Origin of the sequence: Dyella sedimenti, from assembly GCF_022760995.1 — a bacterium.
Classification (GTDB): Bacteria; Pseudomonadota; Gammaproteobacteria; order Xanthomonadales; family Rhodanobacteraceae; genus Dyella; species Dyella sedimenti.
Map to the genome: position 1 here is coordinate 136,567 of NZ_JAKWJO010000006.1, position 24,866 is coordinate 161,432.

Genomic DNA, 24,866 nt, shown 5'->3' on the forward strand with positions numbered 1-24,866 from the left:
GGCGTCGGATGACGCGGCATATTGTCGCCGAACTTGCCGGACGGGTGTGGCCGGGATGCGCGTCGCCGGTCCGCGCGCGGGACCAATGGCAGGGGTGCCTTGCCGCCCCCCGCCAGTAGGATGAAGGGTTCGTCGCGGCGCGCGCATGGCGCCTGCGCAACACCTTGAGCCTGGGGGGAACGCATGGTTTCGAACAAGTACGGCGCGCGCTTGCTGGGCGTGCTGGCGATGGGCGTGCTGGCGTCCGGCGTGGCCGCGCAGGGCCGCACGCTCACCGACGAGGACTACGCCAGGGCGGAGCGCTACGTGGGTTACAACACCACGCCGCTGGTCGACCACGCGGTACCCAGCGTGACCTGGCTGGACGCCACGCACTTCTGGTATCGCGACCACGACGCCAAGGGCGACCGGTACCTGCGCTACGACACCGCCACCGGCAAGGCCGCGCCCGCGTTCGACCACGCCAGGCTCGCCGGTGCGCTCGGCAAGGCGCTGGGCAAGCCGGTGAATGCCGCCAGGCTGGGCCTGACCGGCTTCGAGGTCGCGGCCGACGCCCGCCTCGACGTCGACCTCAAGGGCCGCCACTACCTGTGCGACGCGGCGCTGGATGCCTGCGCCGCCGGCAGGGACGACAACGCCGAAGGGCCGGGCCACGAGCCCGGCGTGCCCTCGCCCGACAAGCGCAGCGAGGCCTTCGTGCGCGACTGGAACCTGTGGCTGCGCGACGTCGCCACCGGCAAGGAGACCCAGCTCACCTTCGACGGCGTGGAGAACGACGGCTACGCCACCGACAACGCTGGCTGGAAGCACACCAACAAGGCGATCCTGGTGTGGTCGCCCGATTCCCGTCGGATCGCCACCTTCCAGCAGGACCAGCGCAAGACCGGCGACATGGTGATCGTCGGCACCAACGTCGGCCATCCGAAGGTGGAGACGTGGAAGTATCCGCTGGTGGGCGACCAGGACGTGACGATGATCGAGCGCGTCATCGTCGACGTGGCCGGCCGCAAGGTGCTGCGCCTGAAGATGGAGCCGGACCAGCACCGCTCCACCCTGTGCGACGACGTCAGCTGCGGCCGCGACGGTGGCTGGGACGACGTGCAATGGGCACCGGACGGCGCCACGCTGGCCTTCGTCTCCAGCTCGCGCGACCACAAGCAGGCCTGGTTCCGCGTCGCCGACGCGCGCACCGGCGAGGTGCGCACCGTGTTCGATGAAAGCGTGCCCACCTACTACGAGAGCGGCAACGGCAAGGTCAACTGGCACTACCTTCCCGAAAGCCACGAGGTGGTGTGGTTCAGCGAGCGCAACAACTGGGGCAACCTGTACCTCTACGACCTGGACAGCGGCAAGCTCAAGCACGCCATCACCACCGGCGAGGGCAACGTCACCGAAGTGCTGCGGGTCGATCCCAACAGCCGCACGCTGTGGTTCCGCGGCGTGGGCCGCGAGCAGGGCGTGAATCCCTACTATCAGCAGTTCTACAAGGTCAGCCTGGACGGCGGCGCGCCCACGCTGCTGGCGCCGGAGCCGGCCGACCACACCATCACCCTGTCGCCGGATGGACGTCTGTTCGCCGACGCCTGGTCCACGCCGACCACGCCGCCGGTCACGGTGCTGCGCAGCGCCGACGATGGCCGCGTGCTTGGCACCATCGCCCGGGCCGACCTCTCGCGCCTGCTCGCCACCGGCTGGAAGCCGCCCGAGCCGTTCATCGTGAAGGGGCGCGACGGCAAGACCGACCTGTACGGCCTGATGTTCAAGCCCACGCATTTCGATCCCAGCAAAAAGTACCCGATCATCGACTATGTCTATCCGGGCCCGCAGACCGGCTCGGTGGGCTCGCGCAGCTTCAATCCCGCGCGCAGCGACCACCAGGCGCTGGCCGAGCTGGGCTTCGTCGTGGTGGCCATCGACGGCATGGGCACGCCGTGGCGTTCCAAGGCCTTCCATGACGCCTACTACGGCAACATCGGCGACAACACCCTGCCGGACCAGGTGGCGGGCCTGAAGGAGCTGGGCAGGCGCTATCCGTGGATCGACATGGGGCGCGTGGGCATCTGGGGCCATTCCGGCGGCGGCAACGCCACGGTGACGGCGATGTTCCGCCATGCCGACCTGTTCAAGGTGGGCATCGCCGAGAGCGGCAACCACGACAACCGCAACTACGAGGACGACTGGGCCGAGAAGTGGCAGGGCCTGTTGACCACCGGCAAGGACGGCAAAGGCAACTACGACGACCAGGCCAACCAGAACCACGCGACCGGCCTCCAGGGCCACCTGCTGCTGGCCCACGGCACCATGGACGACAACGTGCCGCCCTACGAGACGCTGCTGGTGGTGGATGCGCTGATCAAGGCCAACAAGGACTTCGACCTGCTGCTGATCCCCAACGCCCGCCACGGCTACGGCGCGGCCGGCAACTACATGATGCGTCGGCGCTGGGACTACTTCGTGCGCTACCTCGCCGGCGACACGCCGCCGAAGGAATACGCGATGAAGCCGCCAAAGGAGTGATCGCCCCAGCCCCTCTCCTGTCGGGAAAGGGGCTGGGGAGAGGTTGCGGGCCTGGCCCAACCCTCACCCCGACCGCGTCGCCACCACCGGCGGCACCGCCGAGGCTCGCCGCGCCGGTCCCAGCACGGCGAGTTGCCCCAGCAGCCACAGCAGGGCCGCGCCCACCGGCAGGTAGAACCAGGGCAGCCGCTGCAATGCATAGTGCGTCATCAGCAGCAGGTTGAGCGCATAGGCCAGCACCGCGCCGGCGAGGATGCCGCCGGTGACGATCAGCGCGTTTTCCGCCTGGAAGTAACGCAGGATGTCCCGGCGCGTGGCGCCTACCGCGCGGCGCACGCCGATCGCGCGGCGCCGCTGCTGTACCCAGAAGCTGGCCAGCCCGGCGATGCCCGCCGAGGTCACCAGCAGCAGGCCCAGCGCGGCGGCCAGCAGCAGGCCGATCATGGTGCGGTCGCGGCGGAAGTAGTCGCTGCGCAGCTGGCTGAAGGTCCGTGGATGGCGCAGCACGCGGTTGCCGTCCAGCCGCGTCAGCGTCTCCGCAGCCTGCTTGAGCACGCGCTCGCGGTCCTGCGGCGCGGTGCGCAGGATGTAGTTGATGCCGCCGTCGTCCGGTAGCAGGGGAAACAGCGTGGCGTATTCGCTGCCGCCGCTCTCGTCCAGCACCGGCCGCAGCAGGTGGTCCACCACGCCCACGATGCGCACGGGGCCGTCGCCCGGATAGATCAGCTTGCCCAGCGGGTCCTGTCCGGGAAACAGCCGCTCGGCCAGCGCGCGCGTCACGATGGTGGAAGGCACGTGGTTGATGCCGTTCCAGTCGTGGGCAGTGTCGATGGGCAGGTATTCCTCCGGCAGGAAGTCGCGGCCGGCGACCAGACGCAGGCCCAGCGTGGCCAGCTCGCCCGGCGTGCCGTTGAAGGCGGTAGCGGTGAGCCGCGGCTGGCCCTTGGGCTCGGTGGCGATGCCGTTGCTCCAGTTGTAGCCGTTGAAGGGCAGGGCATCGACGCCGGCGGCTGCCTGCACGCCGGCCAGGCCGCGCAGGGCGGCGAGATCGGCCTGGTGGCGCACCAGCGGATCCTCGCGGTCGTCCACGCTGATGCTTTCCAGCATCACCACGGCGTCCTCCGCCACGCCGCTGGGCTGGCGCATCTGCACCAGGCGATGGCCGATGATGGCGGCGGCGTTGCACACGATGGCGCAGGTGAAGGCCACCTGCAGCACCATCAGCAGCACGGTGAGCTTGTGGCGGGTGAGGCTGGCGAGCAGGGGCGAGTGCGGCATGACAGTCCTCACTGGGTCTTGAGCTGCAGGGCCGGCGGGATGCGGCAGGCACGCCAGGCCGGCAACAGGCCGGCCAGCACGCTGGCGACGATCGCCAGGACGAAGGTCTGCAGCAGCATGGCGCCGTCCATCTGCGCCAGCTGGGCATAGCCGTCCGGTCGCTGGCGCACGGTCCACAGGCCCAGGCAGGCGATGGCCAGGCCGAGCAGTCCGCCGGCCAGGCCGATCACGCTGGCCTCGATGCCCAGTTGCAGGAACACGTCGCGCCGCCGCGCGCCCAGGGCGCGGCGCACGCTGATCTCGCCGCCGCGGCGCAGGAAGGTGGCCAGCAGCAGCCCCATCACGTTGAGCATGCACACGCCCAGGAAGCCCAGCGCCAGCGCCAGTTGCAGGCGCAGGTCGTCGGGTATCGCGTGCTCGTGCGCCAACCAGTCCATCAGGCCGTAGAGCTGCGCGTCCACCGGGCGCGGGAAGCGGCCATGCGCCTGCTGCTCGCGCCAGTAGCCGGCGAGGAACTCACGGTAGGCGCCCGCCTTGGCGGCGCTGTCCAGCTGCACCCAGAACTGCAGCCAGCTGCAGTGGTCGCTGTCGCGCGTGTCGCCGCTGTCGCCCCAGCAGGCGAAGCGTCCGCTGAAATCCAGCTTCAGGTCCAGCGCGGTGGACAGCGGCAGGAAGAACTGGTCGGTGCGGCCGAATGCGCGGCTGTCGATCTGCGCGTAGAACTGCGGCTGCGGGTGCCAGCCGTCGAGCACGCCGACGACGCGGAAGTCGGTGTCCTTCAGGCGTACCGAGCGGCCCACGGCCGAGGCGTCGCCGAACAACTGGCGGCTCAGCTCGCGGTCGAGCACCACCACGCGCGCGCGCTGCTCGTCGTCCTGCGCGCTCCAGCCGCCGCCGGCGGTGAAAGGGGTGCCGAACATCGTGAAGAAATCCGCGGTGACGTAGTGGCCCGTTTCGTAGAACGGCAGGCCGCCCGCCTGCGCGGGCCGCACCGGCACCGCGCCGCCGGCCATGGCGGCCTGGCGATCCGCGCGGGCCGCGTGCAGCAGGTTCATTGCGTCGGGCCAGGTGAAGTTCCCATCGGGTATGGCCTGTTCGGCGCGGTCGTGCGCGAGCGGGCGCGGATCGATCAGGGGCGCATAAAGCTGGCCGCTGCGCCCGGGCAGGGGATCGCCGGACAGCACGTGGAACACCGTGATCATGGTCATGCTGGCGCCGATGCCCAGCCCGATCACCAGCACCATCAGCATTGCCAGCGCCTTGTTCCGCCTGAGGTTGTGCGCGGCGATCGCCGCGTAGTAGCCGAGCATGGGACTCTCCTGGCGGCCTGGTGGCGGGCCGCACGGTGCCGCGCCCCGGCTTGCGCCGGAGCCCGGGGATGGAAAGGGCTGCCGCGCCGCCCCGCCGTACCGGCGGGCGCGACGTGTTCAACGGGTCAGCGAGGGCCGAGCGGCTGTGCCACGCCCTTGGCGAGCGCTTCGTCGAGCAGCCGGCTCATCTGCTCGCTGGCCTGGGCGCCGGCCTGCTGCTGGCGCCGGCCGAGCGTCGCCTGTTGCTTGCCCAGGTCCGCCTGTTGCCGGCCCAGCGCCTGTTGCTCGTGGGCCAGTCCCTCGCGTTCCTTGTCGAGCTGCGCCATCTCGGCGCGCAGCGACGCGCGTTCGGCGGCCAGGTCCTTTTCGGCGGTGCCCTGCGCCGCCTGCATGGCGAGCGTGGCCTCGCGGGTGGCCAGGGCGGCCTGGCGCATGCCCAGCGCACCTTCGCGGGCGCCGATCGCCCCCTGCTGGCCACCCAGGCGTCCCTGTTCCCCGCCGAGCCTGCCCTGCTCGCGGGCCAGCTCGGTGACCGGCGCGTAGGCCGCCTTGGCGCGCGCCACGTAGGCCGCGTCATGGATCACGTAGGCCTGCCCGCCACGGCGGAACAGCACCAGCGGCTTGCCCGTGTCGCGCAGCCGCCGCGCCGCGGCCAGGTCGGCGCTGCTGCCGTTGACGATGACCGAGTCGTCGTCCAGCGCGGCGAAGCCAAAGACCGCATGGTCGTCGGTATCGATATCCACGTGGTGCGCATGGAAGCCATCGGTATCCGTGAAGACGACCGGCGGCGGCGCGGGAGGCATGATGGGGGTGGGCGGCGTCGGCGGCGTGGCCGGGGTAGCCGGCGTGATGGGCGTCGGCGGCACCGGCGGCACGGGTGGCGTCTTGGGTACCGGTGGTGGGGACGGCCAGGCGGATGCCTGGGCGTCGGCATGCCGGGGCGCCGTCGTGGCCGCGCCGGCCGATGGCGCGGGGGCGGCGGCGGAGGCCGCCGCGGCCGGCTGTGGCGCGGTGGCGGCGCCGGTGGGTTCCGGCCGGGCCTCGGTGACCCGATAGGGCAGCACGCCCACCGCCGCGACCGCCGCCACCAGCAGCCAGCCCCGTGTACGCGAGGTGGCGTCGCGCGGATCGAGTTGCAACAGGGTGAGCCGCCGTTTCAGGTTGTGGAAGGTCGGCGAGGCGCCGGCCAGGCCCGCATGCAGGGGATGCGCCACGCCCAGGCGCAGCAGCAGGCGGCCGTAGTCCTGCGGCGCGGCGTCGTGCCGTTCCATCACCTGCGCGTCGCAGGCCGCCTCGCGGTGCAAGGCGTATTCGCGCATGGCCCAGGCCACCAGCGGATGGAAGAAGAACAGCCGCTGCGCGAGCGCCGGCACCCAGCCCATCCACAGGTCGCCGCGGCGCAGGTGGGTCAGCTCGTGGGCCAGCGCCAGCGCGGTTTCCTCCGGGGTCAGCCCCTGTTGCGCGGGCAGCAGCACCACCGGGCGCCACAGGCCGCTGACCTGCGGCGAGCGGATGGCGTCGGATACGCGCAACGCCGGGCAGCGGCGCAGCCGCATCGCATGGGCCTGGGCGACGCAGGCGGAGCGCAATGCCGGATCGTCCACCGGCCACGACTCGCGCACTACCCGCCTGGCCTCGCGGCCTTGGCGGAAGGCGGCGAGCAACTGCACCAGCACGCCGGACAGCCATAGCGCCAGCACGACCGGCTGCCAGTGCGGCGACCGATCCGCCGGCACGGCAACGGTGCTCGCGGCGTCCTCCGACGCATCCTGGACAGTGGGGGATGAGCCATGGGCAAAGCTGTTGATCTGGTGCTCGCTGGGCGCTGCGGGAGTCGCCGCCAGGATTGATGCGGCCATGGGAGCCGGCGGCGACGACAGCAGCGGCAGCGAGACGGGCACGGGCGCGAACAGGCCCAGCAGCAATTGCACGCCCAGCAGCCACCACAGCATCGAGCGCGTGGCCGGGCTCAGCCGAGGCAACAGGCGCCCGGCCAGCCACACCAGGCCGACCAGCACGGCGGCCTGCAATGAAGTCCAGGCCAGGCGGCCCACCAGTTGTTCGGCAAACGGCAGGAACGATGACATGTCAGGTCTCCTTGCGTCGCGACTGCAGTTGCGTCACCAGCGCTTCGAGTTCGGCCAGTTCCTGGTCGCTGACCTTGCCGCGTTCGGACATCCACGCCACGAAGGGCGATACCGAGCCGCTCAAGGTCTTTTCCACGAACTGGCCCACCGCGCTGCGCATCACTTCGCCCGGGCCGGTGGCCGGGCTGTAGCGGTATACCCCCTGCACCTGGCGGCGGCGCAGGTAGGCCTTGCCGCGCAGGCGTTCCATCATGGTCAGCACGGTGGAACGGGCCAGGCCGCGTGGCTCGCCGAAGCCCGCCGCGACCTCCCCCACCGATGCATCGCCGTGCTCGGCGAGGTACTGCAGGAGCGCCAGCTCCTGGTCGCCGATGGTTGGCTTGCCCATTGCCATTCCCCTCATGACTACACGTGTAGTCACGCTACGCCATGACTACAACTGTAGTCAATAGGTCGTCGGATGGGTGCCTGGACGTGGCCGCCGAGCCCAGGCAGGCTTGACCGCAAGGCGCCACGCTCCATCGCAAGGAGATTGCCATGCGCAAGCCAGGTTTCGCGGTCGTGCTGCTGGGATGGCCCATCGCCGTGTCCGCCGGCGGTGCGGCCACGGCCGGTACGCACAAGCTCGACGTGCCGCCGCCATTCAACACCAACGCCTGCGGCGGCGCCTGCCTGGAGTACGTGTCCAACGGCTACGTGTCGACCCTGGTCGCGCGCGATCCGGCCAGCGGCGCCGTGCTCAAGACGTTCAATCTGCTGGAGATCCCGACCGGCGCCAGCTTCGGCAAGAGCGAGCTGTCGGATGGCGCGGGCGTGCCCACGCCGGCAGGCAATGGTCCCGTCAGCGCCAGCACGCCGGTCTACGACGCGCGCTCCCGGCTGGCGGGATACCAGGTGACGACCTACGTCTTCGCCGGCGGCGCGGCCTCGAACGTGGCCTCGGTATACGTCCCGCTACGGCCGAGGTAAGCACCGGCGGCATGCCGTCGAACTTGAGTCTTCGTTAATGCGGCTTAGTGTCGCAATGAAGGCGGTGAAAGCTTGCTCTTGATGCACGTCATCCCGGTGCCCACCCGTTTGTCCGCCAATGGACGGACCTACGCACAAGGGAGGGTGCGACGTGCCCTACATGGTTTGGCAAGACGATCTCAACACCAACATCAAGGTCATCGACAACCAGCACCGGCGCATCGTCGACATGATCAACCACCTGCACGACGCCATGGATTCCCATGACCGGCAGGAATTGAACGACATCCTCGACGAGCTGGTCGACTACACGCTGTCGCACTTCACCTTCGAGGAATCGCTGATGGAGGACGCCGGCTACGAATTCACCCGCGCGCACAAGCGCGTGCACGAGGTGTTCGTCAAGCGCGTGGCCGAGTACCAGATGCGCTTCCGCGCCGGCGAGGACATCGGCCACGAGCTGCTGCACACGCTCTCGCACTGGCTGTTCAACCATATCCGCAACGACGACAAGGCCATCGTCGACTCGGTGCGTCGCCACATGCACGAGATGGGTACCGACGAACACGAGGGCGGCTGGCTGGCCCGCTCGCTGCGCCGCTTCTTCGGCGGCCGGCACTAGCTATCCGGCAGCCGGTGGCCCCGCGCAAGACGCCACCGTATCCGCACCCCTCGGGCGCATGGCCGGGTAAACGCCGGGCGCGCCGTGCCGTTCATCGCCATCAGCGTCAGCTATGACGCAGATCATTTCGTCTGTCAGGGAACGCCGCTATCTGTTGCCCGGCCATGGATCGCCGAGGGGAGGGCGCAATGACAGCACTGGTCTGGCAGGAGGATCTCAACACCGGGATCGACGTCATCGATCACCAGCATCGGCGCATCGTCACCATCGCCAACGCCTTGCGGGAGGCCCAGGCGCAAGGCGACCGCGACGCGGTGGCCCTGGTGCTGGAAGAACTGGTGGACTACACGCTGTCGCACTTCACCTTCGAGGAAGCGCTGATGGAGGATGCCGGCTACGAGTTCGTCGATCCGCACAAGCGGCTGCACGACCTCTTCGCGGCCCGCATCCGCCGGTACAAGGAGCGCTTCCGCCAGGGGGAGGACATCGCGACCGAGCTGCAGACCCTGCTGACGCGCTGGCTGTTCGAGCACATCCGCCATGACGACCGATCCTACGTGGACTCGGTCAGGCGCAACATGCTGCACCTGACCGCCGATACCCGCGAGAACGGCTGGCTGGCCGTGGCGCTGCGCCGGTTCTTCGGGCACAAGGGCGCCTGAGGAGGGCACGACGCGGACGGCTCGTGGCACACCCCTTCCAACCCCCTGCAAGAGTTCGAACAGGCTCTAAGCCCTCAGTCCATCGCCGCCCCGCGGTGTAGCCGCGGTGTGTGGCGGAAGGAGACGCGGATTCGGCTTGCGAGAACTGCAAGGCTTGTATCTACCGCAGTGCTGCGCTTCCTCATCGCTATGGCGCGTTGCGGGGTAGCGGCGCCGTTCGAGGTAGCACGTCATTGATCCGGCTGGCGGCAAGCTCCAAAGCTTGTATTCATCACATCGCTCAGAGCCCGTCAGGACGTCGAAACGCCCGCCGCGTCCCACGGGGACTTCCTTCGGTCGTAGGCGGCACCCTGTCGATAAGGCGACAACCAGGCGATACCGTTACTGGATCCCGGCCCTTGCCCCCTTTTGCGGGGAGCGCCGGGATGACGAGCCATGAGGCAAAAGGAGGTCGCGCACAGGGTGCGCTCCTACAGGGGGGGCCATGGAGATAGCCAGCGAGACCCGACGTTAATCGGGCTGCAAGCAGAGGAGGGCAGGGTAAGGGGTACGGGCCATTCCTCAGAACGCCATGTCGAACGACACTTCGCCTTCCACGCCGACCTGGTAGGCGGAGACGCGGCGCTCGAAGAAATTGGTGAGTTCCTGCACGTCCTGCAGTTCCATGAAGGGCAGCGGATTGCCCACGTGGTAGCGCTTGGCCATGCCCAGGCGCTGGAAGTGGTTGTCGGCGCAGTACTCCAGGTACTGGCGCATCTCGCGGGTGGAGATACCGGCCACGCCGCCGGCCAGCACGTCCTCGGCGAACTGGGTCTCGCAGTCGATCGCCTCGGCAAGCATGGCGTAGATCTTCTCTTCCAGGTCGGCGTCGAACAGCTCGGGCTCTTCCTCGCGGATCACCTGCACCGTCTCGAAGGCGAAGGCCATGTGGCAGCTCTCGTCGCGGAATACCCAGTTGGTGCCCGCCGCCAGGCCCGGCAGCAGGCCGCGCGAGCGGAAGTAGTACACGTAGGCGAAGGCGGCGAAGAAGAACAGGCCCTCGATGCAGGCGGCGAAGCAGATCTGGTTGAGCAGGAATTGCTTGCGGTGCTCGCGCGTCTCGATGCGCCTGAGGTCATGGATCGAGTCGATCCACTTGAAACAGAAGTCGGCCTTGGTCTTGATCGAGGGGATGTTGTTGACCGCCGCGAACGCCTTGTGCCGCTCGTTGGGATCGGGCAGGTAGTTGTCCAGCAGGGTGAGGTAGAACTGCACGTGCAGCGCTTCCTCGTACAGCTGGCGCGAGAGGTACATGCGCGCCTCGGGCGCGTTGAGGTGCTGGTACAGGTTCAACACCAGGTTGTTGGACACGATGGAGTCGCCGGTGGCGAAGAACGCCACCAGGCGATGGATGAGGTGACGGTCCGCCGGCGACATCTTGTCGTGGAGGTCGGAAATGTCGATCTGGAAATTGATCTCCTCCACCGTCCAGGTGTTCTTGATCGCGTTGCGGTACATCTCGTAGAACTGCGGGTAATGCATGGGCCGCAGGGTGAGTTCGAAGCCGGGATCGAGCAGGTGCGACATGGATGTTCCTCGTGGCGCCGGGGCGCCTCAATCGAGCTTGCGCGCGTAGCGTTCGCGCACGAAGCGGCTGATGTAGGTGGCCAGCCCCAGGCCGGCCTCGGCCAATGCCTGCATGTTCTTCACATGCAGGTGGCCGGGTGTGTCATCGGTGTATTCGTAGGTACCGTCGTCGACGAAGCGCACCCGGATGAAGCCCTCGCCGGATTCGAAGCCGGCGACGCCGGAGTTTCCGCTGAGGTTGCGGTAGCGCTTCATGGCATGGCTACTGGCAGGCCTCGCAATACTCCGGGTTTTCCAGCGAGCAGAACACCGCCGCCGTGGCCTGTTCCTGCTCCACGACCGGCGTCGCCTTGGCGGCGGGTGCCGACGACACGGTGGTCTTGGCGATCCGGGTGGCCGGGCGCGAGCGCAGGTAGTAGGTGGTCTTGACGCCGGATTTCCAGGCATACATGTACATGGAGCTCAGCTGGCCGATGTTCGGGTTCTCCATGAACAGGTTCAGCGACTGGCTCTGGTCGATGTACGCGCCGCGCGCGGCGGCGAGGTCGATCAGCGCCTTCTGCGGCAGCTCCCACACCGTGCGGTAAATGCTGCGCAGCCGTTCGGGGATGGCGTCGATGCCCTGGATCGAACCCTCCGCCAGCTTGATGGCGTCGCGGATCTCGCTCGTCCACAGGCCCAGCGTCTTCAGTTCCTCCACCAGGTAGCGGTTCACCACCAGGAAGTCGCCGGACAGCGTCTCGCGCTTGAACAGGTTGCTCACCTGCGGCTCGATGCACTCGTAGCAGCCGGCGATGGAGGCGATGGTGGCGGTGGGCGCGATGGCGATCAGCAGCGAGTTGCGCAGGCCCTTGGCCTTGATCGCCTCGCGCAGCGCGTTCCAGCGTTCCGCATCGTGCGGCTGCGCGCCGGGCCAGTAGTCGAACTGCAGCTCGCCGTTCGCCGCGCGGGTCTCGGCGAAGCCCGGATGCGGGCCATGCTCGGCGGCCAGTTCGTTCGACTGCGACAGCGCGTGGAAATAGATCTCCTCGGCGATGCGCGTGGACAGCGCCAACGCCTCGGCCGAATCGAACGGCAGGCGCAGCTTGAAGAACACGTCCTGCAGGCCCATCACGCCCAGGCCCACCGGGCGCCACTTGCCGTTGGCGGTCTTGGCGGTGGCGATGGGATAGAAGTTGAGGTCGATCACGCGGTCCAGCTGGCGTACCGCGGTGCGCACGGTGGCGGCGAGCTTGTCGAAGTCGAAGCGGCCGTCCACCACGTGGCGCGCCAGGTTCACCGAGCCGAGGTTGCATACCGCCGTCTCGCCGGCGGAGGTGACTTCCAGGATCTCGGTACACAGGTTCGACAGGTGGATGACGTTCTCCGCCTTCGCCGTCTGGTTGCTGGTGGCGTTGCTGCGGTCCTTGAAGGTCATCCAGCCGTTGCCGGTCTGTGCCAGCGTGCGCAGCATGCGCGCGTACAACTCGCGCGCCTTCACCTTTTTCACGGCCAGGCCGGCGGCTTCCGCCTCGCGGTAGGCCCGGTCGAACGTTTCGCCCCAGCTGTCCACGAAGTGGGGCACGATCTTGGGATCGAACAGCGACCAGTCGCCGTCGCTTTCCACGCGGCGCATGAACTCGTCGGGGATCCAGTTGGCGAGGTTGAGGTTGTGCGTGCGGCGCGCCTCGTCGCCGGTATTGTCGCGCAGTTCGAGGAATTCCTCGATGTCGGCGTGCCAGGGCTCCAGGTACACGCAGGCTGCGCCCTTGCGCTTGCCGCCCTGGTTCACCGCGGCGACCGAGGCGTCCAGCGTCTTCAGCCACGGCACCAGGCCGTTGGAATGGCCGTTGGTGCCGCGGATCAGCGAGCCGCGCGAGCGCACGCGCGAGTAGGCCAGGCCGATGCCACCGGCGAACTTGCTGAGCTTGGCCACGTCGCCGTACTTCTCGTAGATCGATTCCAGCGAATCGGACGGCGAATCGAGCAGGAAGCAGGAGGACAGCTGCTCGTGCGCGGTGCCCGCGTTGAACAGCGTGGGCGAGCTGGCGATGTATTCCAGCGAGGACAGCAGGCGGTACAGCTCCAGCGTCTCGCCGATCTCGTTGCCGCCCAGCGCGCAGGCGATGCGCATGAAGAAATGCTGCGGCGTCTCGATCACCTTGCGCAGCTGCGGGTGGCGCAGCAGGTAGCGGTCGTACACCGTGCGCAGGCCGAAGTACTCGAAGCGGCGCGAGGCCAGCGGGTCGATCGCGTCGTTGAGCTTGCGCGCGTTGGCGGCGACGAAGTCGCGCAGGCGCGCGTTGACGATGCCCAGCTCGGCGCCGCGCGCGATGGACTGCGAGAAGCTCTGGATCTCCTGGCCGCTCACTTCCTTGTCGATGAAGGCGCTGAGCAGGCGCGCGGCGAGCTGGCCGTACTCGGGTTCCTCCGCGGTGAGCGCGGCGGCGGTGCGGATGGACAGCTCGTCCAGCTCTTGCGTAGTGGCGCCGTCGTACAGGCCGCCGATGGTCTTGAGCGCCACGCGCAGCGGATCGACCGCGTGCAGTCCCTCGCTGTTGCGCGTCACGGCGCGCACGATCTTGTTGACGTCCACCACTTCCTGGCGGCCATTGCGCTTGGTCACGCGCATCTGGCCGGGGTTGTGCGGCGGAGTCAGGGCGAACGGGGTATCCGTGCGCGGGGCTTCCGCCACGGCGGTGTCGGCAGGGAAAGCGGCACTGTCGGCGCGCCCGTCGTCACGTTCGCGGCCGGTGGTATCGATAGGTTGCATGGCGGCTTCGCTCCAGGCGTAGTCATCAACCGCCTGCTCCCGCGCGCAGGGCTGAAGAGATTCGACGTTTCCGCGGACGGTCGAACGCTGGGGCCGACGGCCCCGCGACTCGACGCGCTTCCCCGCGGAAGCCGCCATCTCGCACCGCGGCGCTCAAGGCCGCGATGTGTCGGCAGGTCTTCGGACTTGCGGACTGAGGCCTTGCGACCTTGGGCCTACTCGCTCCCGCTTCCCAGCCGCTCGGGGCCAGTGCGTTGTTGGCTTTCGTTTCCGCTTACCGCTGCGGGGCAGTTCCGGATTTTCACCGGATTCCCTATTGAGCCATTCCGACGTCAAGTCTGAGAGTGGCACCGACCGGCACAACATATCGGGCCAATCCTGGCGGGTCAACCCGATATGTTGTGGATGAGGCGTGGATAAGCACGAAAAAGCGTGTCGGTTGGCGGGCTTAGCATGAGAGTAGGAAATTTTCCCGCCGGCATGGATCGCCGCTGGTGGGCCTTACCAGATGCGCACGCGCTGGTCCGGGGCGAGGTAGAGCTTGTCGGTGGGCTGTACGCCGAACGCCTGGTACCACGCGTCGATGTTGCGCACCGGGCCGTTGACGCGGAAGGCGCGCGGCGAGTGCGGGTCGCTGGCGACCTGGCGGCGGATGGCGTCGTCGGTCAGCTTGCCGCGCCAGGCCTGGGCCCAGCCGAGGAACACGCGCTGGTCGCCGCTGAGGCCGTCGAGCACCGGCGCAGGCTGGCCGTGCAGCGAGGCATGGTAGGCGTCGAGCGCCAGGGTGAGGCCGCCCAGGTCGGCGATGTTCTCGCCCATGGTGAGGTTGCCGTTGATGTGCACGCCGGGCAGCGGCTGGAAGGCGTCGTACTGCGCGCCGAGCTGCTTCGCGCGCGCCTCGAAGGCCTTGGCGTCGTCGCTGGTCCACCAGTCGCGCAGGTTGCCGTCGGCGTCGATCTTGCGACCCTGGTCGTCGAAGCCGTGGGTCAGCTCGTGGCCGATCACGCCGCCGATGGCGCCGTAGTTGATGGCCGGGTCGGCGTTGGGATCGAAGATCGGCGGCTGCAGGATGGCGGCCGGGAACACGATGTCGCGCAGCGAGCCGTTGTAGGCGTCGTTGGTCTGCGGCGTCATCGACCAGTCGCTGCGGTCGACCGGGCCGCCGAGGCGGTCCACGTAGAACGACCAGTCCGCCTGTGCGGCGCGCAGCACGTTGCCCACCAGGTCGTCGCGCTTCACCGTGACGTTGGCGTAGTCGCGCGGATGGTCGGGATAGCCCACCTTGATGGTGTAGGTATCGAGCTTGCGCAGCGCTTCCTGGCGGGTCTTGGGACCCATCCAGTCGAGCTTCTCGATGCGCACGCGGTAAGCCGCCTTGAGGTTGGCCACCAGTTCCTCGATCTTCGCCTTGGACGAGGCCGGGAAATACGTGGCGGTGTAGAGCTGGCCCACGCCCCAACCCAGGTTGCCGAAGCAGTCCAGCCGCTCGCCGACGCCGCAGTCGCCGCCGGAGATGGCGTGCACGCCGCGCTTCCAGCGCACCTGTTGCTGCTGCTGGCCGGACAGCGTCTTGTTGTGCATGCCGAAGTAGGCGTCCTGGAACGGCCGGGACAGGTAGAACGCCGCGTTGTCGGCGATGCGCGCGGCCTGCCAGGCCTGCAGGGTCGCCACCGGCGTCCTGGCGTACAGCGCTGCCAGTTTCGGGAACGCCGTCTTCTCGGCCACCACGATGCGGTCGAGCTTGCCAAGCCGGGCGGCGTCCAGGTAGCCCTTCCAGTCGAAGCCCGGCGCCAACTTCTGTAGCTCGGCGATGCTCATCGGGTTGTACATCGCCACCGGGTCGCGCTGCTGCACCTTGCTCCAGCTGGCCTGGGCGATGGCCGTCTCGAAGGCGACCACGTCCTTGGCGGCTGCCTCCGGCTGCGGCCAGCCGGCCAGGGCGAGCAGCCGCGCGACATAGGCTTGGTAGGCCGCCTTCTGCGCCGCGAACGCCGGTTCGAGGTAGTAGTCGCGGTCGGGCAGGCCCAGGCCGGCCTGGCTGACGTAGACGGCGTAGCGCGTAGTGTCCTTCAGGTCCACATCGAGCGAGAGGTTGAACAGCGCGCCCTCGAAATCGGTATTGGTGCGCCCCATCAGGGCCGCCTGCGCCTCGTGCGTGGTGGCCTTTCGCACCGCGTCCAGCTGTGGCGCGATGGGCTTGGCGGCCAGCGATTCGATGCGCGCCTCGTCCATGAACGAGGCATAGAACGCACCGACCTTGCCTTCGAGCGAGGTGGCCGGCTTGCCGCCGCGTGCCGCCGCTTCCATCAGCTCGTGCAGGCGCTGCTCGGTGAGGTCGGTCATCGCCAGCCGCAGGCTGACCGCGGGCTTGTCGGGCGGAATCGGCGTGTGGTCCAGCCAGGCGCCATTGGCGTAGCGGAAGAAGTCGTTGCCCGGCCGGGTGGCCATGTCGGCGCCGGCCAGGTCGAAGCCCCAGGCGCCGTATTGCGGCTTGCCCGCCGCCGGATCGGCGGCCTGCGCCGTTCCCACCACCAGCGCCGCCATGCATGCCATCGCGAGGATCCCGTTGCGCATACACCCTCCCGTCGTGATCGAGAAAAGCCGCATGCTGGCACACCCCCAGGCGGCCACCAGTGCTGGAAGTTGAGTCACGGATGGTGTCGTGGCGCGTCCGCGTGGGCGCGCTTGCGGCTGATATGGGCGCCGGGCAAGCTAGCGCGCTTTCATTGCCCCGGAGGCTCCATGTCCCACAGCGCGAACATTATCCAGATCATGCCGGCCGCCGGCTGGGTGGCCGTCTACGAGCACGACGGCGAGGAAAGCGCCGAGTCCCTGGTGTGCTTCGCACTGGTGGAGGAAGGCGCCGCCCAGCGCCGCGTCCGCCCGATGTGCGCGGACGGCGGCAGCATCGTGTTCGCCGATGCCATCGCCGGCTTCGTGCGCGTCGAGGAACTGGCCGACTTCGAGGATGAAGAGGACGAGGGCGACGAGGAAGGCGAGGAAGACGAGGAGGAGTGAGTCCCTTGCCCGGCGCGGTGGCCATCGCCGCCGCGCCGGTGGTTGCCGGTGTGTGGTGGTATCAGGGTGACGCAGCCGCCGGCGAGCGCTCGAAGCCGCCGGCGTCGCCCGGGAACACCACCGGGCTCTCATAGCCATCGGCCGAGACCGCCGAGACGCCGAAGAACCAGTCGTCGATCACCACATCCTTGATGACCGCCTGGTCCACGTCGCCCACGGCCCGGCTGTACTGCCACTGCGGTGCGGTGGTGTCGCGCCAGTGCACCACGTAGCCGGCGGCGCCCGGCACTTTCTTCCAATGCACGGTGGTATCGGTGGCCAGCGCGCCTTCGGTACTCACGCCGGACGGCGGCGCGGGCGCGCGGCTGAGCGCGGCCATGGTCACCGTGTTGAGCGCGGTGACGCGGGCGAGGTAGCGGAAGTCCACGCCGTCGATGGTATCGCCGTAGCGGATGCCCTTCTCCGTGCGCAGGTCCTGGTGCTGTCGGGTGTAGTCCTCGTGGCCCTCGGTAACGCGCACCGCCGGATAGCCGGCCTCGAGGAAGGGCACCTGGTCGCCGCCGCGGCCGTAGCGGTCGGTGCGGTAGACCATGCGCACATGCACGTCCGGCAGGTAGGTCGAGGCGATCTGCTCCATGTAGCGGGAGAGGTTGCGCGAGGGCGAATCCACCTCGCCGCCGTGGTAGGCGCGGTACTTGGCCTGCGAGGCCGTCTCGTTGGTCTTGGTGCCCTCGGAGAACACGCGAATGGTGGTGTTGTCGAGTACGCCATTCTGGCCGTGGCTATTGCCCACGATGTCGTTGTTGAGTTCCGCTTCGACCTGCCAGCCCTGCGCCACCGCGTAGTCGGCCAGCACCTTGCCGCCGTACAGGCCTTGCTCCTCGCCCGACAGCGCGGCGAATACCAGCGTGGCGCCGTTGTCCTGCTTGGACAGCAGGCGCGCCGCTTCCATCAGCGCGGCCACGCCGGAGGCGTCGTCGTTGGCGCCCGGTGCGTTGGCCGTGGCGTTCATCACGTCGGTGACGCGCGAGTCGAGATGGCCGGTCATCACGATCACGCGCTTGGGATCGGTCGTGCCGCGCTTGATCGCCACCACGTCCATCACCTCGGTGGGCTGCGGCACGCGCTTGCCGGTAAACACCTGCGAGGGCGTCGCCACCTCGATGCAACCGCCGCAGTCCCTGGATATCTGCTCGAAGCGCGACTTCACCCAGCGCCGCGCCGCGCCGATGCCGCGCGTGTCCGACTTGGTGTCGGACAAGGTGTGGCGCGTGCCGAAGCCGACCAGCTTCTCGATGGTAGCGTGCAGTTCCGCCTCGCTGGGCGCGGTCGACAGGGCCAGCAGCGAAGGCTGCGGGCGCGGCTGCGCCGGCGCCTCGTCGGCGAACGCGGTGGATACGGCAAAGCTCAATGCCAGCGGAAGCAGCAGGGGAATGGAACGCATCGGACTCTCCGGTGAGACAACACCCCACTTTAGCGCCGCCCCGGCGGGCATGCCCCCTGCCGGACGGCAGGGGTGGCCTAGCGGCCGGGCGGCACCAGCGTGATCTCGAACAGCCGGGGCCAGCGCTTGCCGGTGACGAACAGGCGGTCATGCTGGGCGTCGTAGGCGATGCCGTTGAGCACGTCGTTGGTGGGGTCGGGCAGCTTGCTAGTGTCAAGCAGGCCGGCCAGGTCGATCCAACCCGTCACGTGGCCGGTGGCGGGGTCGATGCGGGCGATGCGGTCGGTCATCCACACGTTGGCGTAGATCTCGCCCTTCACCCATTCCAGTTCGTTGAGGTTGGTCACCGGCTTGCCGTCGTCCGTGACCATGAGGCTGCCGATCGTGGCGAGCGTCGCGGGGTCGAGGATGCGCAGCACCGCCGAGCCGTCGCTCATGTAGAGATGCTTGTCGTCGCGCGTCAGCGCCCAGCCCTCGCCGGGATAATCGAAGGTGCGTTGCTGCGCGAAGGTATCCAGGTCGTAGACGAAGCCCAGCTGGTCCTTCCAGGTGAGCTGCACGATGCGTGTCCCCCAGTCGACGATGCCCTCGCCGAAGTACTGCGCCGGCAGGTCGTGGCGCTGCAGCACCTTGCCGCTTTCCAGCGCCACCTTGCGCACGGTCGACTCGCCGGCCTCGCCGGTGCTTTCGTAGAGATAGCCGTCCTTGTAGAACAGTCCCTCGGTATAGGCCGAGGTGTCGTGCGGATAGACGTGCACCACGCGGTAGCCGTACACCGGCGTGGCCGCCTGCGCGGGAAGGATGACCAGCGCACCGAGCACGGCGGCGCAGGTAAGCCAGCGGATCATTCGGGACTCCTCGGGTGGAGCGTGGATGTTACTGCAGCGTGCGCACGCGGAAGTTGCGTCCCTTGATCCGGCCGGCGCGCAGGCGCTCCAGCGCCTTGTTCGCAAGATCCCGCCGGATCGCGACGTAGGCGCGCGTAGCGAACACGTCGATCTTGCCGATGTCCTTCGCATCGAGGCCGGCGTCGCCGGTAAGTGCGCCGAGGATGTCGCCGGGCCGCAGCTTGTCCTGGCGGCCCGCGTCGATCACCAGGGTGCGCATCGGCGCCAGGTGGAGCTGCTTGCCGCGCGGCGGCGCCACCTTCAGCGTATGCCAGGGCAGCGGATGGCCGAGCTGGTCCTCGATGTTGAGCGCCTTGGGCCGTTCGCGCGGGGTGACCAGGGTGATGGCGAGGCCGGCCTCACCCGCGCGTCCGGTGCGGCCGATGCGATGCGTATGCGTGTCCGGATCGTGCGCGATGTCGTAGCTCAGCACCAGCGGCAGGCCGGCGATGTCGAGGCCGCGCGCCGCCACGTCGGTGGCGACCAGGATGGAGCAGCTGCGGTTGGCGAACTGCACCAGCACCTCGTCGCGGTCGCGCTGCTCCATGTCGCCATGCAGGGCGAGCGCGGAGAAGCCGCGCCGGTCCAGCTCCTGCGCCACCGCGTCCACGTCCTTGCGCATATTGCAGAACACCAGCGCGTGCTGCGCATGTTCCTTGCCGAGCAGTTGGGCCAGCGCGTCGAGCTTCTGTGCCGGCTCCACCTCGTGGAAGCGCTGCTCGATGGTGGTCTCCTGGTGCGGCGCCTCCACCGTCACCTCGACCGGATCGCGCTGCAGCCGCTTGCTGGCCTGGCGGATCGCCTCGGCATAGGTGGCGGAGAACAACAGGGTCTGGTGGTGCTTGGCGATGCGCCCGACGATGTCGTCGATAGCCTCGGCGAAGCCCATGTCGAGCATGCGGTCGGCCTCGTCCAGCACCAGCACCTTGATGCCGCCGCCATGCAGGCTGCCGCGCTTCAAGTGTTCCTGCACGCGGCCGGGCGTGCCGACCACGATGTGCGGGTCATGCGTGAGCGAGGCCAGTTGCGGTCCCAGCGGCATGCCGCCGCACAAGGTCAGCAGCTTCACGTTGGGGATATTGGCGGCGAGCTTGCGGATCGCCTTGCTGACCTGGTCGGCCAGTTCGCGCGTGGGGCACAGCACCAGCGCCTGCAGCCGGATGGTCTCGACCTCCAGCTGTTGCAGCAGGCCCAGGCCGAACGCGGCGGTCTTGCCGCTGCCGGTGCGGGCCTGGGCGATCACGTCGCGGCCTTCGAGCACCGGTGGCAGGCTGAGCGCCTGCACCGGGGTCATCTCGGTATAGCCTAGCGTTGCCACGCTGGCGAGCAGCGTGGGCTTGAGCGGGAGCGTGCGGAAATCGGTCATGCGCCATGATCGCATGAGCCGGCTGGATTCACCCCTGCATGGCTTCCAGCTCCATGCCCTTGGTCTCGCGCACCGACATCACCACGAACACCAGCGAGAGCAGCGCGAACAGCGCGTACAGGCCATAGGCGAAGCTCAGGCCAGCCTCGGCCAGCGCCGGGAAGCTGCTGGTGATGGCGAAATTGGCCAGCCATTGCGCCGAGGCCGCCACCGCCAGCGCGATCGCGCGGATGCGGTTGGGGAACATCTCGCCCAGCAGCACCCATACCATCGGGCCCCAGCTCAGGCCGAAGAACACCACGTAGACATTGGCCGAGACCAGCGCCACGATGTTCCACGGCGCCGGCAGGCTCAGGGATGCGCCGCTGCCGGTGGCCTGCGAGAAACACCAGGCCATCAGGCCCAGGGTGAGGGTCATGCCGGCGGAGCCGATCACCAGCAGCGGCTTGCGGCCGATGCGGTCGACCAGGGCGATCGCCACCAGCGTCACCAGCACGTTCACCACCGACGTGGCCACGGTGATGGAGAACGAGTCGGTCTCGCTGAAGCCCACCGAGTGCCACAGGGTGGAGGAGTAGTAGAAGATGACGTTGATGCCCACGAACTGCTGGAACACCGACAGCAGGATGCCGATCCACACCACCGGCAGCAGGCCCAGGCGCGGGCCGCGCAGATCCTTCAGGGTGGGGCGGTATTCCGAATGCAGGCTGTCCTGGATGTCCTTGACCTTGGCGTTGAGCGCGGCCTCGCCGTGCATGTCCAGTACCTGGCGCAGCACGTCGTGGGCCTCGGCCAGGCGGCCCTTGGCCACCAGGTAGCGCGGCGACTCGGGCACGCCCAGCACCAGCGAGCCGTAGATCAGCGCGGGCACCACCGCCACCAGGAACATCCAGCGCCAGGCGGCCAGGCCCAGCCACAACGGCTGCGCGGCGCCGCCCGCGGTACCGGCCAGCCAGGCGTCGCTCAGCAGGGCGGCGAAGATGCCCAGCACGATGGCCAGCTGCTGCAGCGAACCCAGCCGACCGCGCACGGCCGCCGGCGAGATCTCCGCGATATAGGTCGGCGCGATCACCGAGGCCATGCCCACGCCGATGCCGCCGACCAGGCGCCAGAACACCAGGCTGCCGACGCCGGACACGAGGCCCGAGCCCAGCGCGCTCAATGCCAGGAACAGCGCCGCCACCTGCATGCTGCGCACGCGGCCGAAGCGGTCGGCCAGCGGGCCGGCATACCAGGCGCCCACCGCCGAGCCGAGCAGCGCACAGGAGACGGCGAAGCCGATCTGTCCCGCGCCCAGTCCGAAATTGCCGCGCACCGCATCCACCGCGCCGTTGATCACCGCGGTGTCGAAGCCGAACAGGAAGCCGCCGAGCGCGGCCGCCGCCGCGATCAGCACCACGCGCGCGGTGGCGCGCTGGCCGAGGTCATCGACGGCGTTCGTGGACGTCGGAGTTGAATTCAGGTTCATCGCCTCTCCCCAATGCAAAGTCCGGCGATTCTGCGCTGGCAGTCCCGGCTTAGAGAAGTGAATACGTATGCACCAGGGAGCTTGCGATGTCGAGGTTTTATTGGGCGGCGCGGTGATGGTGCAGGTGCGAAATGGTTGATTGTCGTATCGGGTGGGGAACGGTGAGGATTTCGGGGTTGTGTGGGTGGGGATATTGTTGCGTCGCAATATTCCTTCGCTCCCGGCTCCTCCCTGTAGGAGCGCGCCCTGTGCGCGCTCCTACAGACAAGGGAAGGGTGAGTTCCTCACCACTGCGTGCGATTCGGCAGCAACCCCTTCAGTTCCGCCTCGGTGAGATTGCGCCACTGGCCCACTTTCAGGTGGCCGAGCTTCACATTGATGATGCGCACGCGCCGTAGCTGGGTTACGCGGTAGCCGAATGCCGCCGCCATCAGGCGGATCTGCCGGTTGAGGCCCTGGGTGAGGATGATGGCGAAGCCGAACTTGGCGATCCGGCGCACCTTGCAGGGCTGGGTCATCTGGCCGTGAATGCGCACGCCGCGCGCCATGCCCTTGAGGAACTCGTCGGTGACCGGCTTGTTCACCGCCACCAGGTATTCCTTCTCGTGGTGGTTCTCCGCGCGCAGGATCTCGTTGACGATGTCGCCGTTGCTGGTGAGCAGGATCAGCCCTTCGGAATCCTTGTCCAGCCGGCCGACGGGAAAGATGCGCTCCGGGTGGTCGACGAAGTCGACGATATTGTCCTTCACCGTGGTGTCGGTGGTGCAGGTGACGCCCACCGGCTTGTTCAGCGCGATATAGACGCCGCGCTTGGCGGCCGGGGTGGCGGCGAGCAGGCGTGGCCTGACGACCTCGCCGTCCACGCGCACCTCGTCGCCCTCCAGCGCCTTGGCCCCGGTCGTGACCACCTCGCCGTTGATGGTGACGCGCCCGGCCAGCAGCAGCTCGTCCGCCTCGCGGCGGGAGCAGATGCCGGCTTCGCTGATGTACTTGTTGACGCGCATGGAGCGATGTTTTTTCTTTTTGTGGGAGCGCACCCTGTGCGCGACAGTCCGACGGAGCGGTGACCTGCCATGCCGCGGTCGCGCACAGGGTGCGCTCCCACAGGGCATTGCCCGGCTAAGAACGTAGCCCCACGCCGCGCTTGAGCAGGTGCAACGCCACGCCGGCCAGGCCGACCACGAACACCAGCATCACCGCGAAGGCCACGCCGATCTGCACGTCGCTCACGCCCAGCACGCCGAAGCGGAACGCATTCACCATGTACAGGATCGGATTGACCATCGAGATGCTGCGCCAGGGCTCGCCCAGCAGGTCCACCGAGTAGAACACGCCGCCGAGGTAGGTGAGCGGGGTCAGCACGAAGGTGGGCACCAGCGCGATGTCGTCGAACTTCTTGGCGAACACCGCGTTGACGAAGCCGGCCAGCGAGAACACCGTGGCGCCCAGCAGCACCGACAGGAAGGTGATGAGCGGATGGGCCACGTGCAGGTCGGTGAAGAACAGCGCGATCAGCAGCACCAGGCCGCCCACGATCAGGCCACGCGCCACCGCGCCGACCACGTAGCCGAGCAGGATCACCCAGTTGGGCATCGGCGACACCAGCATTTCCTCCACCGCGCGGCTGAACTTGGCGCCGAAGAACGAGCTGGAGATGTTGCCGTAGCTGTTGGTGATGATGCTCATCATCACCAGGCCGGGCACGATGTACTGCATGTAGGTGAAGCCGTGCATCTGGCCGATGCGGCTGCCGATCAGCTTGCCGAAGATCACGAAGTACAGCGTCATCGTGATGGCGGGTGGGATCAGCGTCTGGGTCCAGATGCGCATGATGCGCACGATCTCGCGCCGGACGAGGGTGTTCAGCGCGACGAGGTTGGCGGCGCCGTTCATGCGGCCTGCTCCACGTGGTTCTTGGTTCGGCCGTTTTCGACGAGTCGCACGAATAGTTCTTCCAGTCGGTTGGTCTTGTTGCGCATCGAGGTCACCGTGACCCCGTGTTCGGAGAGTCCGGCGAACAGCGAGTTGAGGTCATGCGAGCGGGACATCTCCGCTTCCACCGTGTGCTCGTCCACGCGGTGCAGCGTGATGCCGGGAATGGCCGGCAGTTCGGCGGGCAGGCGATTCACGTCGAGCACGAAGGTCTCCACGTCCAGCGAGGCCAGCAGGTGCTTCATCGAGGTGTTCTCCACGATGGTGCCGTGGTCGATGATGGCGATGTTGCGGCACAGCTGCTCGGCTTCCTCCAGGTAGTGCGTGGTGAGGATCACCGTGGTGCCGGCCGCGTTGATGCCACTGACGAACTGCCACATGGAGCGGCGGATCTCGATGTCCACGCCGGCGGTGGGCTCGTCCAGGATCAAGAGCTTGGGCTCGTTCATCATGGCGCGGGCGATCATCAGGCGCCGCTTCATGCCGCCGGACAGCATGCGCGCCTGGTGCTGCGCCTTGTCCCACAGGCGCAATTCCCTGAGGTACTTCTCCGCGCGCTCGGCGGCGACCTTGCGCGGGATGCCGTAGAAGCCGGCCTCGTTCACGCAGATGTCGAACGGCTTCTCGAACTGGTTGAAGTTGATTTCCTGTGGCACCAGGCCGATCAGCTGCATGGCCTTGCCGCGCTGCCTGTTCACCGACACGCCGAACACCTGCGCGTCGCCGCTGGTGGCGTTCACCAGCGAGGAAAGGATGCCGATCAGAGTGGACTTGCCGGCGCCGTTGGGGCCGAGCAGGGCGAAGAAGTCGCCGGGCTGTACGGTGAGGCTGATGCCCTTGAGGGCCTCGACGCCGTTGCCATAGGTCTTGCGCAGGTTGTCGACGACCAGCGCGGGTATGGAAGTGGGGGACATGGGCTGCACCGAGGGAGTCAGCCTTCTATTATACGTGGCTTCCCCCGGCCGACCGGCGCGGGCTGAGACCACAC

At 68.1% G+C, this 24,866-nt stretch carries 20 protein-coding genes and 1 riboswitch; of the genes, 5 read left to right on the forward strand and 15 right to left on the reverse strand.

Annotated elements, in window-relative coordinates; genetic code table 11:
• Window positions 1–183 precede the first annotated feature (183 nt).
• Window positions 184–2,517 carry a S9 family peptidase gene (locus MJ605_RS13740; RefSeq protein ID WP_243042102.1) on the forward strand — a complete coding sequence of 778 codons (2,334 nt, stop codon included), beginning with the start codon at window positions 184–186 and terminating at the stop codon, window positions 2,515–2,517.
• A 63-nt stretch (window positions 2,518–2,580) separates the two neighbouring features.
• Here the strand turns inward: MJ605_RS13740 and MJ605_RS13745 are convergent, their stop codons facing one another.
• From MJ605_RS13745 to MJ605_RS13760, 4 genes are all read right to left on the reverse strand, one after another.
• Entirely contained in the window at window positions 2,581–3,795 is a 1,215-nt protein-coding gene (locus tag MJ605_RS13745; RefSeq protein ID WP_243042103.1) for an ABC transporter permease, read from the reverse strand.
• An 8-nt stretch (window positions 3,796–3,803) separates the two neighbouring features.
• A complete protein-coding gene (locus MJ605_RS13750) occupies window positions 3,804–5,105 on the reverse strand; it encodes an ABC transporter permease (RefSeq protein ID WP_243042104.1) in 1,302 nt (433 codons plus the stop codon).
• Between the two features lie 125 nt (window positions 5,106–5,230).
• Window positions 5,231–7,192, reverse strand: coding sequence for a M56 family metallopeptidase (locus tag MJ605_RS13755; protein WP_243042105.1), 1,962 nt, complete (start codon window positions 7,190–7,192; stop codon window positions 5,231–5,233).
• Between the two features lies 1 nt (window position 7,193).
• Complete coding sequence (locus MJ605_RS13760; RefSeq protein WP_243042106.1) at window positions 7,194–7,580, reverse strand: BlaI/MecI/CopY family transcriptional regulator; 387 nt, start codon at window positions 7,578–7,580, stop codon at window positions 7,194–7,196.
• Window positions 7,581–7,729: 149 nt separating this feature from the next.
• Here MJ605_RS13760 and MJ605_RS13765 point away from each other — a divergent pair, with 149 nt between their 5' ends.
• From MJ605_RS13765 to MJ605_RS13775, 3 genes are all read left to right on the forward strand, one after another.
• Window positions 7,730–8,161 carry a hypothetical protein gene (locus tag MJ605_RS13765; RefSeq protein ID WP_243042107.1) on the forward strand — a complete coding sequence of 144 codons (432 nt, stop codon included), beginning with the start codon at window positions 7,730–7,732 and terminating at the stop codon, window positions 8,159–8,161.
• 151 nt (window positions 8,162–8,312) lie between these two features.
• Entirely contained in the window at window positions 8,313–8,783 is a 471-nt protein-coding gene (locus MJ605_RS13770; RefSeq protein WP_243042108.1) for a bacteriohemerythrin, read from the forward strand.
• Window positions 8,784–8,971: 188 nt separating this feature from the next.
• Entirely contained in the window at window positions 8,972–9,445 is a 474-nt protein-coding gene (locus MJ605_RS13775) for a bacteriohemerythrin (protein WP_243042109.1), read from the forward strand.
• Window positions 9,446–10,006: 561 nt separating this feature from the next.
• Here the strand turns inward: MJ605_RS13775 and MJ605_RS13780 are convergent.
• From MJ605_RS13780 to MJ605_RS13795, 4 genes are all read right to left on the reverse strand, one after another.
• Complete coding sequence (locus MJ605_RS13780) at window positions 10,007–11,011, reverse strand: ribonucleotide-diphosphate reductase subunit beta (protein ID WP_243042110.1); 1,005 nt, start codon at window positions 11,009–11,011, stop codon at window positions 10,007–10,009.
• A 27-nt stretch (window positions 11,012–11,038) separates the two neighbouring features.
• Entirely contained in the window at window positions 11,039–11,266 is a 228-nt protein-coding gene (locus MJ605_RS13785) for a hypothetical protein (protein ID WP_243042111.1), read from the reverse strand.
• A 7-nt stretch (window positions 11,267–11,273) separates the two neighbouring features.
• Window positions 11,274–13,763, reverse strand: a complete 2,490-nt coding sequence (locus MJ605_RS13790; RefSeq protein WP_243042112.1) for a ribonucleoside-diphosphate reductase subunit alpha — start codon at window positions 13,761–13,763, stop codon at window positions 11,274–11,276.
• Between the two features lie 154 nt (window positions 13,764–13,917).
• Window positions 13,918–14,132, reverse strand: a riboswitch (cobalamin riboswitch).
• A gap of 132 nt (window positions 14,133–14,264) precedes the next feature.
• Complete coding sequence (locus MJ605_RS13795) at window positions 14,265–16,337, reverse strand: M13 family metallopeptidase (RefSeq protein ID WP_243042113.1); 2,073 nt, start codon at window positions 16,335–16,337, stop codon at window positions 14,265–14,267.
• Window positions 16,338–16,505: 168 nt separating this feature from the next.
• Here MJ605_RS13795 and MJ605_RS13800 point away from each other — a divergent pair, with 168 nt between their 5' ends.
• A complete protein-coding gene (locus MJ605_RS13800) occupies window positions 16,506–16,781 on the forward strand; it encodes a hypothetical protein (protein WP_243042114.1) in 276 nt (91 codons plus the stop codon).
• 61 nt (window positions 16,782–16,842) lie between these two features.
• On the opposite strand, the gene MJ605_RS13805 is transcribed toward MJ605_RS13800, so the two are convergent.
• From MJ605_RS13805 to MJ605_RS13835, 7 genes are all read right to left on the reverse strand, one after another.
• Window positions 16,843–18,225, reverse strand: a complete 1,383-nt coding sequence (locus MJ605_RS13805) for a M28 family metallopeptidase (protein WP_243042115.1) — start codon at window positions 18,223–18,225, stop codon at window positions 16,843–16,845.
• Window positions 18,226–18,302: 77 nt separating this feature from the next.
• A complete protein-coding gene (locus tag MJ605_RS13810) occupies window positions 18,303–19,073 on the reverse strand; it encodes a glutaminyl-peptide cyclotransferase (protein WP_243042116.1) in 771 nt (256 codons plus the stop codon).
• 28 nt (window positions 19,074–19,101) lie between these two features.
• Window positions 19,102–20,478: an ATP-dependent RNA helicase DbpA gene (dbpA, locus tag MJ605_RS13815; protein WP_243042117.1), complete on the reverse strand. Its 1,377-nt coding sequence runs from the start codon at window positions 20,476–20,478 to the stop codon at window positions 19,102–19,104.
• A 28-nt stretch (window positions 20,479–20,506) separates the two neighbouring features.
• Window positions 20,507–21,946, reverse strand: coding sequence for a sugar porter family MFS transporter (locus tag MJ605_RS13820; protein WP_243042118.1), 1,440 nt, complete (start codon window positions 21,944–21,946; stop codon window positions 20,507–20,509).
• 284 nt (window positions 21,947–22,230) lie between these two features.
• Window positions 22,231–22,950 (reverse strand): 23S rRNA pseudouridine(2604) synthase RluF, encoded by a 720-nt coding sequence (gene rluF, locus MJ605_RS13825; RefSeq protein ID WP_243042119.1) that lies wholly within the window; start codon window positions 22,948–22,950, stop codon window positions 22,231–22,233.
• A 115-nt stretch (window positions 22,951–23,065) separates the two neighbouring features.
• Window positions 23,066–23,839: an ABC transporter permease gene (locus tag MJ605_RS13830; RefSeq protein WP_243042120.1), complete on the reverse strand. Its 774-nt coding sequence runs from the start codon at window positions 23,837–23,839 to the stop codon at window positions 23,066–23,068.
• Window positions 23,836–24,792, reverse strand: a complete 957-nt coding sequence (locus MJ605_RS13835) for an ABC transporter ATP-binding protein (RefSeq protein WP_243042121.1) — start codon at window positions 24,790–24,792, stop codon at window positions 23,836–23,838. Before MJ605_RS13835 ends, MJ605_RS13830 begins: the two co-directional genes overlap by 4 nt.
• Window positions 24,793–24,866 lie beyond the last annotated feature (74 nt).